The organism is Inquilinus sp., from assembly GCF_057815775.1.
The window spans coordinates 1-9,001 of sequence record NZ_JBYRFX010000059.1; the positions used below are offsets into that span (position 1 = coordinate 1).

Sequence of the window (9,001 nt, forward strand, 5' to 3'; positions counted from 1 at the left end):
TTGCCGCCCTGCAGCGAGTCATCGCCGGCCCCGCCATTGAGGATGTCGTTGCCGTCATTGCCGAACAGCGTGTTGGCCCCGGTGTCGCCGATCAGTGTGTCGGCGAACGCCGTGCCCCACAGGTTCTCGATGCTGACATAGCTGTCGCCGGCCGCCTCGCCCGTGTTCACGGACGGGTCCGCCAGGCTGGCCACCACGCCGGCCGTCGCCTCGTGGTAGTAGGCCCAGTCCGACCCGGCGCCGCCGTCCAAATGATCGGCCCCCGTCCCGCCGACGAGCTTGTCGTCGCCTGCGCCGCCGAGAAGCGTGTCGTCGCCATCCTTGCCGTACAGCACGTCGGCGCCGTCGCCGCTGTCCAGCGTGTTCGCACCGCCATCCCCCGTCAGCCGGTCGGCGAAGGCCGAGCCCGTGACATTCTCGATGCTGGTCAGCGAGTCGGGGTCGTTGAAGACGATCCCCGTGCCGGCCGCCAGGTCGACGACCACCCCGAACCCGATACCCTCGTAGCTGGCGGTGTCGACGCCGTCGCCACCGTCCAGCGTGTCGGCGCCCCCATTGCTGGCGAGCGTGTCGTCGCCGGCGCCACCGTTGAGCACGTTCCCGGTGAAACTGCCGGTGAGATGGTCATCGAAGGCGGACCCAATCAGGACTTCGATGCCGTTCAAGCCGTTCCCGAGGGAATCCGTCTGGGTGAGCAGAGAGGCCGTCACTCCGGCCACCGCATGCCCGTAATCCACCGCATCGAAGCCGCTGTTGCCGACGATCGAATCGCCGCCGCTGCTGCCGTCGATCACGTCGTTGCCCTGGCCGCCATCGATGAAGTCGGCGCCGGCGCCGCCGTCGAGCCGATCGTTGCCCTGGCCGCCGGTGAGGGTGTCGGTGCCACCGAGGCCGGACAAGGTGTCGTCGCCGAAGCTGCCATCGATGACGTCGATGCCGTCGGGGTTGAGCGGGTCGCCCGGATCGGTGCCGGTGAGGACATCGTTGCCGGGGGTGCCGGTGAGGGTCTGGGTCACGGAACGTCCTCCTGCCTGCTCGTCTCACCGCCCCGGCTGACCGCCCTGTCGGCGGTCGGGATGGCACGTTATCGGAGAGGTTTAACCGCAGCCCGCGCCGTTGGTTAGATCCAGATCGGGTAAACCCTTGGTACCAGATGCATTCCGGACGGGCTGCTGCGGCACTGTGCTGTCTGCGCTTCGGACGCATCGACCTCGGCTATCCCCGGGGTAGCCCTGCTATCCCCAGGATGTACCCGACCTAGACCACGGGGTGGCTACGTCGCCGTGGCGCGCGGCGGTACTGAATCCCGTCAGAAAAAGGAACGATCAGCAGGAGACGACGATGAGCCCGGACAACATCTCACACCCCGGTCGGCCGGGGCTCGACGAGCTGGTACCGTCGCGCTATGCGCTGCGGGTCGGCGACATCGACGTGCTGGTGGTCAGCGATGGCGTGCTGCCGCTGCCGACCGCGATGCTGGGACACAACGCCGACCCGGCCGTGCGGGCGGCCTGGATGAGCGACATGTTCCTGCCGCCGGACGCGTTCGACTGGGCGCTGAACGTGGTCGTGGTGCGCAGCGGCGGCCGGACCATCCTCATCGACGCCGGACTCGGGCTCGACCCGGATTTGCACCTGCCGCGGGCCGGGCAGCTGAACAAGCGATTGGCGGCCGCGGGCATCGATCTTGCCGACGTGACCGACGTGGTACTGACCCACATGCACATGGACCACGTCGGCGGGCTGCTGGTCGACGGGGTGAAGGACCAGCTGCGTCCGGACCTGCGGATCCATGTGGCCGCCGCCGAGGTGGCGTTCTGGGAGGCGCCCGATTTCTCCCACGTCGCCATGCCGCCGGGGTTCCCGGACGCGCTTCGGGCGACGGCCACGCGGTTCGTGAAAGAGTACGGCGCCCATCTGCGGCCGTTCGACCAGGAGCATGAGGTGGCGCCGGGCGTGGTCGCGCATCGCACCGGCGGCCACACCCCGGGGCACAGCGTGGTCCGCCTGGCGTCCGGCGGCGACCGGTTGACCTTCGCCGGCGATGCCGTGTTCGCGGTCGGGTTCGAACACCCGGACTGGTTCAACGGCTTCGAACACGACCCCGAGGAATCGGCCCGCGTCCGGCTTCGCCTGCTGCGGGACCTGGCGGTGACCGGCGAGCTGCTGGTGGCCACCCACCTGCCCTTCCCGTCCGTCGGCCGCGTGGCCGTCGCCGGCGACGCCTTCCGCTGGGTGCCGGTGTTCTGGGACTACTGACCGGTTGTTGAGCCGCGCCCCTCCTCCCCCTCGGCGAGGGAGAAGAGGGGCGGCCAGATCTTACTTCCGGGCTTCGACGCTCATGGCGCCGAAGCTGCCGCGGGCGTTGTATTGCGGCCGGTACATGTCCTCGACATACGGCGCCGGCAGGGCGAAATGCCCCGGCGTCACCGCACGGGCGAGATAGGCGACGGTGAAGTTCCTGGTGTCGCCGGTCAGGTCGATCGCCGCGACATAGCGGTCGTCGCGCATCTCGACATGCTGGGTGTCCGACAGCGTGTCGGCGATGTCGCCCAACTGCGCGCCCTTGCCGATCGACGGGTTCTCGATCTCCAGCCCCGCCGGCAGCAGGTCGACGATCAGGGCCTGGTGGTCGAGGTCATCCGTCGCCTTGCCGCGCAGCAGCACGGTGACCAGGTCGCCCTGCTTCACCGCCGTCTTGGCCGGGTCGAACGGATGGCCGTCGCGGTCGAGATAGATGCGCTCGATCTGGAAGCCGTCGCCGCCCGCCGCCAGCGGCGCCGCCGGCACGCCGCGCACCGACAGCACCTGGCGCATCGGCCCGTCGCCGGTGTTCTTCACGGCGATGCCCGCCGCCAGCGCCGCCGCATCCGGGGTGGTGCGGTAGACCGCGCCCGGATTGGCCACCGCCTGGCCGCCGACATCGAGCGACAGCGGCTTGGCCCCGTCGAGCGCGGCGTCGGCCGCGATCAGCAGCCAGGCCATGTCCTGCGTGCTCCAGTACTTCTCCTTGGCGAAGGCCTGGCCGGCGATGTCGGCCTGGCTCAGCACCTCGTCCTGCGACTGCTTGGCCTCGTGCAGCAGGGCCGCGGCAGCCGCGTGGTCGCGCAGCGGCGAGCCGTAATCGCCGCCGAAATTGTCCGGCCGCTCGGTCGCGATCGCCGCCGTGAACGCCTTGGTGGTGCGCGCCGTATCGCCGAACTGGGCGGCGGCCGCGGCGATCTGCGCCTGGGACACCGGGGTCTGGTACTTCGTCAGGCAGTTGTCGACGTAGTAGCGCATGGTGCCGACATCGCCGCCGCCGGCCCGGGCGACGACATAGAGGGCATAGGCGCTGGCCGGGGTGCAACTGGTGCGCGCCTCATACCAGTCGAGATAGTTCGACAGGTACTTGATGCCGCGCTGGTACGAGCGTTCCGGGATGCGGTAGCTGCCCTCCGCCCGCGCCCGGGTCAGGAAATCCATCGCATAGGCCGACAGCCAGGGATCGGCGTCGCTGAACGCGGTCCACAGGCCGAAGGCGCCGCCCGGCTGTTGCGCCGTCATGATCCGGTCGATCGCGCTTTGCACCCGGCGGTGGACGTCGTCCGGCCGGAAGCTGCTGTCGATCTGCTGCGCCACCTTGGAGAGATACAGGAGCGGCAGCGCCCGGCTGGTGGTCTGTTCGACGCAGCCATAGGGATAGTCGTCGAGCGACTTCAGCAGGCCCGGGATGTCGAAGGTCGGGCGGGTGGAGAAGCTGGCGAAGACCTGCACGGTGTCGGGCAGGAAGCCCTTCACCAGGTCGGCGTTCAGCGTCACGGTCTGGCCGGGCTTGACCACGGTGGCGACGCGCTGGGTGGTCAGCGCCTGGGCCGGACGCACCGACAGGTCCCAGTCGCGATCGCGCTGGAAGCCGCCGGGGCCGGTGACGCTGATCCGGATCTTGGCCGTGCCGGTGGCGCTGGCGGTCACCGGAATCGCGCGCCGGACTTCGGCCCCCGTCGCCACGGTTTCGACGAACTTGGCCGGGCCGGCGATCGCCAGCGGGCCGTCGACCGAGACGCGGACGCCGTAGTCGCCGGCCGGGCCCGACAGGTTGCGCAGCGAGAAGGACAGATCCGCCTTGTCGCCCGGCGCCAGGAAGCGCGGCACGCCGATCTCGGCGATCACGGGGTCGCGCACCTTCATCGCGGTCGAGGCGGCGCCGAGCGAGGTCGGCGTCCAGGCCACAGCCATCAGCCGCAGCTCGCCGTCGAAATCGGGCAGCACCAGCGGCACCGAGACATGGCCGTCGGCCCCGACCGGCAGGATGCCGCTGTAGAGGGCGACGGTGCGGGACGACCGCTTCGGCAGGCCGGCCATCTGCTGCGCGTCGGCATCACCGCCGCTGCGGAGCTGGCCACGCTGGCCCTGGCTGACGATCAGCCTTCCATAGGCGTCGCGCATGTCGACGCCCAGGGCCCGGCGGCCGAAGTAATGGTCGGTCGGGTCGGGCGAGGCGAAGTCGGTCAGCAGCAGGATGCCTTCATCCACCGCGGCCACGGTGACCCAGGCGTTCTGGCCCTGCGGCACGCCGCTGACGGTCAGCGGCAGGTCGAGCGTCTGGTTCGGCTTGATCTCGGCCGGGGCGTCGATCTTCACCGCCAGCACCCGCTCGGCCACGTCGATGCCGAACCAGGCGACGCCGACGGCGCGGCCGGGCCCATGGCGTCGGTCGCCGCCATCGGCGGCCGGGCGGAACGCCGTGGCCAGCACATAGGCGCCGGCGCCCCAATCGGCGGAGACCGGGATCTCGACCGTGGCGCCTTCGGCCGGGACGGTCACATCCCGCGTCTCCAGCACCCGGTCATTGGCGATGAACAGCAGCACGTCGCCGGCGAAGGACGGTTCGATCCGGATCTTCGCGGTGTCGCCGGCCTTGTAGCTGGTCTTGTCGAGCGCGACGGTCAGTTTGTCCGGCGTCGGGTTCGGGTTATCAGACACCCACCAGCCGGCGGCGAAGCGGACCGAGGAGGCACCGCCGCCCTTCGGGTCGTAGACGTCGAGCCGGAAATTGCCCCAACCGACCTGCTGGCCAACCTTGGCCGGCGTGCCGGGGGCGACATCGGCGGTGCCGTCGGCGAACTAGCGGTCGCGGATCACGACCTTGTAGTCCCAATGGCCGTCGGTCGAATACCACTGGTAGTCGTAGATCTCCTCGACCAAGTCCCAGCGCAGGCCCTTGATCGCCGCGGGCTTGCCGTCGGGGTCGAGGCCGATCAGCTCGAACTGCGCATCGGCGCCTTCCGCCAGCGCGCCGGAGAATAGCGGCTTCACCCCGACCCAGGCATGGTCCTGGCGGATCGGCAGGGTCATGTCCTCATTGGCGGTGCGGCCGCTGGAATCGAACACCGCGGCGCGCAGCTCGGCCTCGAGCGGCACGGTGGTATCCGGCAGGGCGTCGAGCGCGACGTCGATCCGGCTCTGCCCCGTCGCGTCGGTCGCCGGGGTGCTGATCGGCCGGGTGCGCGGGGCGTAGGTGTCCTGCACCAGGCCGAACTGGTATTCGGCGAAATCCGGGAACGGCTTGGCGGCCTGGCGCAGCGTCAGGCTGGCCTCGGTCGCCAGGTCGGCGGCCGCGGCGCCGTACAGGAACTGGGCGTCGATGTTGATCGCAGCCGGGGTGCCGACCCGCAGATCCTTGGCGTCGGTCTTGAGGTCGACGCGGATCCGCGCCGGCACGAAATCCTCAACCTGGAAGCTGGTGGTGCCGATCGCCTGGCCCTTCGGGTCGACATAGGCCTCCGCCGTCCAGGTGCCGGTGTAGGCGCTGTCGGCCAGCGGCACGGCGAGGCTGTAGGAACCGCCGCCCTGGTCGGAGACCTGCTGCACCTGGGCCTCGACCCCGTCGGGGCGGTTGACCTTGATCGTCAGCGGCACGCCGTCGATCGCCGCCGCGCGCTCGTTGCGCAGCAGCGTGGTCAGCTGCACCGTCTCGCCCGGGCGGTAGACGCCGCGCTCCGGGTACAGGAAGGCGTCCAGCGGCCCCGGCTCCGGCCGGCCGCTGACGCCGCGGTCGGACAGGTCGAAGGCCGGGCCGGTCAGCTCCAGGAAGGTGAAGTCGCCGGCGCCATAGGCGTAGACCGCGGCGGGACGGTTGCCGCCCTGCCCGGCCATCACCCCGGCGGGGAACACGGCCAGGCCGGAGGCATCGGTGTCGGCCTCGGCCAGCACCGCATTGTTGCGGGCGATCAGGGTCAGCTTCACCCCGGCATCGGCCTTGGCCGAGGACAGCGAGCGCGCCGCCACGGTCAGCCCCTGCTGGCCGGAGAAGGTGGCGAGCCCGAGATCGGTGACCACGATCCACTGCGTGCCTGGCGTGCCGGGGCTGCTGTCCCCGTCATCCGAGCTGTCCGCGGCCTTGGCATCGGTGGCGGCGAGCAGGTAGACGCCGGGCTTGGGGTCCGCCAGCACCTTGTCCATCGGCACGCCGGTCACGATCGCCTTGTTGGTCTCGCTGTCGATCGGCATCGAGCCGGTCCAGACCTGTTCGCCGGCATCCTGGGCCAGGGCGTCGACATCGTAGCTTTCCAGCATCTGGCCGATGCGGCCCTGGGCCACCTGGTCGATCAGGTTGCGGTCGTTGATGCGCAGCAGCCGCAGCTTGACGGCCGAGATGTTGACCGTGGTCACCGGCACCGTGCCCTCGCCGCCCTTGGGCAGGACATAAGCGTTGCCGCGGAACACCACGCTGGCCGGCCGGTCCTCGACCGTCAGATCGAAGCTGTCATCGGCGTCCAGCGTGTCGCCATCGACCGACTTGATGCCGGCGCGCAGGGTGACGGTGTAGGTCTGGCCGAAGGCCACGCCTTCGAGGCAGAGCTGCTTGTCCGACGGAATCACCTCGATCGGCACCGCCGGCTCGATCTTGACGTAGTCGGCGTAGTGGACGGCGCGGCCATCCAGGATCGGGTCGGAGAAATCGGCGCAGAGCTGCGGCGCGTCGCGGTCGTTCTGGGCGTAGGTCTGGGTGACGCGGAAGCCGTATTGCGCTCGCAGATTGCCGACATATTCGGTGTTGTCGTCGCTCGGCGCCAGCTGCGCGCCCTCGGCCGCGACCGTGATCGCCTCGCGGCCCTTGTCCTGCTTCTCCAGCCCCTGGGCCAGCAGGATCAGGGCGGCGCCGCGCAGCTTGTCGGTGCTGGCGGCGTGGTAGGCCGCGAAGGCGGCGTCGAGCGTGTCCTGCGAATAGGCGTCGGTCTGCTGCAACGCCTGGGCCAGCCCGTACCAGGCGCCGGCATCGTCGGAGCGCTGGCCGAGAATCAGCTGGTAGGCCTCGACCGCGTCGGCCCAGCGTTCGCCCTGCACCGCATCTGCGGCCCGGCCACGCAGCGTCTTCAGTGGCACCCGCTGGTCCGGCGTGATCGCGCTGGTCTGCTTCTCCAACCGCTTGGTGTAGTCGGTGGCGCCGGCGGCCAGGGCAGGCGCTTCATACGCCTGTGCGGCAGGGGCACCGGCCAGCAGGGTGGCCAGCAGCGCCACCACGGCGGCAGCAGATGCGAGACGCAGCTTCGAGACCATGAATTTCCCCCGTGCCGGCCGTCCCGGAAATATCAGGACGTTGGCCCAACTTATACGCAAGATCACGTCGAAACCATGACGCAACCGGGGCAGACGAACCGGCATCCCGCAGCTATGATCGCGCCCTGTTCCGCGGAGGCCCCTGATGATCCGTCGTTGCCTGGTGTTAGCCGTCTCGTTGCTGCTGCCCACCGCCGCCCTTGCCGCCGGCCCGCTGGCGGCGGCCCAGATCCAGGCGCAGATCGTCGGCAACACCATCGAAGGCACGGCGGGCGACGTCGAATACACCGAGTTCTACGCCGCCGACGGCACCATCCACGGGCTGGGCGATGATGGTCCCTATACCGGGCAGTGGTCGATCGAGAACGACCACATGTGCTTCGACCTGGGCGAGACCAAGGAATGCGACCGGGTGCAGATCGACGGCAACAAGGTCCAGCTGACCGGCGACGACGGATCGCTGGTCGCGGTCGGCGAGCTGAAGCCGGGCAACCCCGGGAATTTGTAAGGCGCCGTTCCGAAGGCCGCCGCCTCAGACGCCCTTCAGCTGTCGTTCGCGGTAATAAACGAACAGGCCGGAGGCGATGATCACCAAATTGCCGATGATGATCTGCGAGGTTGGCACGTCGCCCCACACCAGCCAGCCCAGCACCGCGGCGATCACGATGGTCGAGTACTGGTAGGGCGCGACCACGGCGGCCGGGGCCAGCGACAGCGCCTTGTTCAGGCACAGATGCGCGCCCATCGCCACCACGCCGAGGCCGAGCATCAGCGCCAGGTCGAAGCCGGTCGGCGTCACCCAGGCGAAGGGCACGGTGGCGGCGCCGGCCAGGCCGGTGCCCACCACCTGGTAGGTGATGAGACCGAGCCCGCCGGTGTGGCGCACCCGCCTGGTGACGATCAGGATCAGGCTGAACAGGGTGGCGCCCAGCAGTGCGATCAGGGCCGAGGACGACAGCGCCGCCCCGGTCGGCCGCAGCACGATCAGCACGCCGACGAAGCCGACCAGCACCGCCGCCCAGCGCCGCGGCCCGACCTTTTCACCCAGCAGCGGCACCGACAGCGCGGTCACCATCAGCTGCGCCGCCATGTAGAAGGTCATGACGTCGGCCAGCGGCAGCCCGCGCACCGCCAGGTAGAAGGCGGCGACCTCGGCCACCATCAGGACGACGCGCAGCAGGTTCAGCCAGGGCTGGTCGGCCGACAGCAGGCCGCGGAAGCCGCGGATCACCCAGGGCGACATCAGCAGCAGCGCGGCGATGCTGCGGATCAGCAGGATCTGGCCGACGGTGTATTCGGCCACCAGCCACTTGCACAGCGCGTCGTTGAAGGTGAACAGCGACATGCCGAGGTAGAACAGCAGGATCCCCGGGCCGTGGCCGGCCTCCGCCTTGTTGATCCCGAGCGCCGCCATGCGTTTGCCCCGACCCGTTCCGCCCTGTCTGCCCGAGGACGGGGC

The 9,001-nt window shown here is 69.8% G+C and carries 5 protein-coding genes and 1 pseudogene; 2 read left to right on the forward strand and 4 right to left on the reverse strand.

Annotated features, from left to right (window positions below):
* Positions 1 to 1,016, reverse strand: a 1,016-nt coding sequence (locus tag AC3XYG_RS02380; protein ID WP_489138211.1) for a calcium-binding protein, incomplete at its 3' end; no start/stop codon positions are given.
* 325 nt (positions 1,017 to 1,341) lie between these two features.
* On the opposite strand from AC3XYG_RS02380, the gene AC3XYG_RS02385 reads away from it, so the two are divergent.
* Positions 1,342 to 2,259 carry an MBL fold metallo-hydrolase gene (locus AC3XYG_RS02385; RefSeq protein WP_489138212.1) on the forward strand — a complete coding sequence of 306 codons (918 nt, stop codon included), beginning with the start codon at positions 1,342 to 1,344 and terminating at the stop codon, positions 2,257 to 2,259.
* Positions 2,260 to 2,319: 60 nt separating this feature from the next.
* On the opposite strand, the gene AC3XYG_RS02390 is transcribed toward AC3XYG_RS02385, so the two are convergent.
* Positions 2,320 to 4,965 (reverse strand): alpha-2-macroglobulin family protein, encoded by a 2,646-nt coding sequence (locus AC3XYG_RS02390; protein WP_489138214.1) that lies wholly within the window; start codon positions 4,963 to 4,965, stop codon positions 2,320 to 2,322.
* Positions 4,966 to 4,980: 15 nt separating this feature from the next.
* Positions 4,981 to 7,800 (reverse strand): annotated as a pseudogene (locus tag AC3XYG_RS02395) (MG2 domain-containing protein); the annotation flags it as partial.
* Between AC3XYG_RS02395 and AC3XYG_RS02400 the strand changes: the two are divergent.
* Positions 7,688 to 8,050 carry a hypothetical protein gene (locus AC3XYG_RS02400; protein ID WP_489138215.1) on the forward strand — a complete coding sequence of 121 codons (363 nt, stop codon included), beginning with the start codon at positions 7,688 to 7,690 and terminating at the stop codon, positions 8,048 to 8,050. The pseudogene AC3XYG_RS02395 and the gene AC3XYG_RS02400 sit on opposite strands and share 113 nt — an antisense overlap.
* Before the next feature lie 24 nt (positions 8,051 to 8,074).
* Here AC3XYG_RS02400 and AC3XYG_RS02405 read toward each other — a convergent pair whose 3' ends face one another.
* Positions 8,075 to 8,956 carry a DMT family transporter gene (locus tag AC3XYG_RS02405; RefSeq protein WP_489138213.1) on the reverse strand — a complete coding sequence of 294 codons (882 nt, stop codon included), beginning with the start codon at positions 8,954 to 8,956 and terminating at the stop codon, positions 8,075 to 8,077.
* Positions 8,957 to 9,001: the final 45 nt, after the last annotated feature.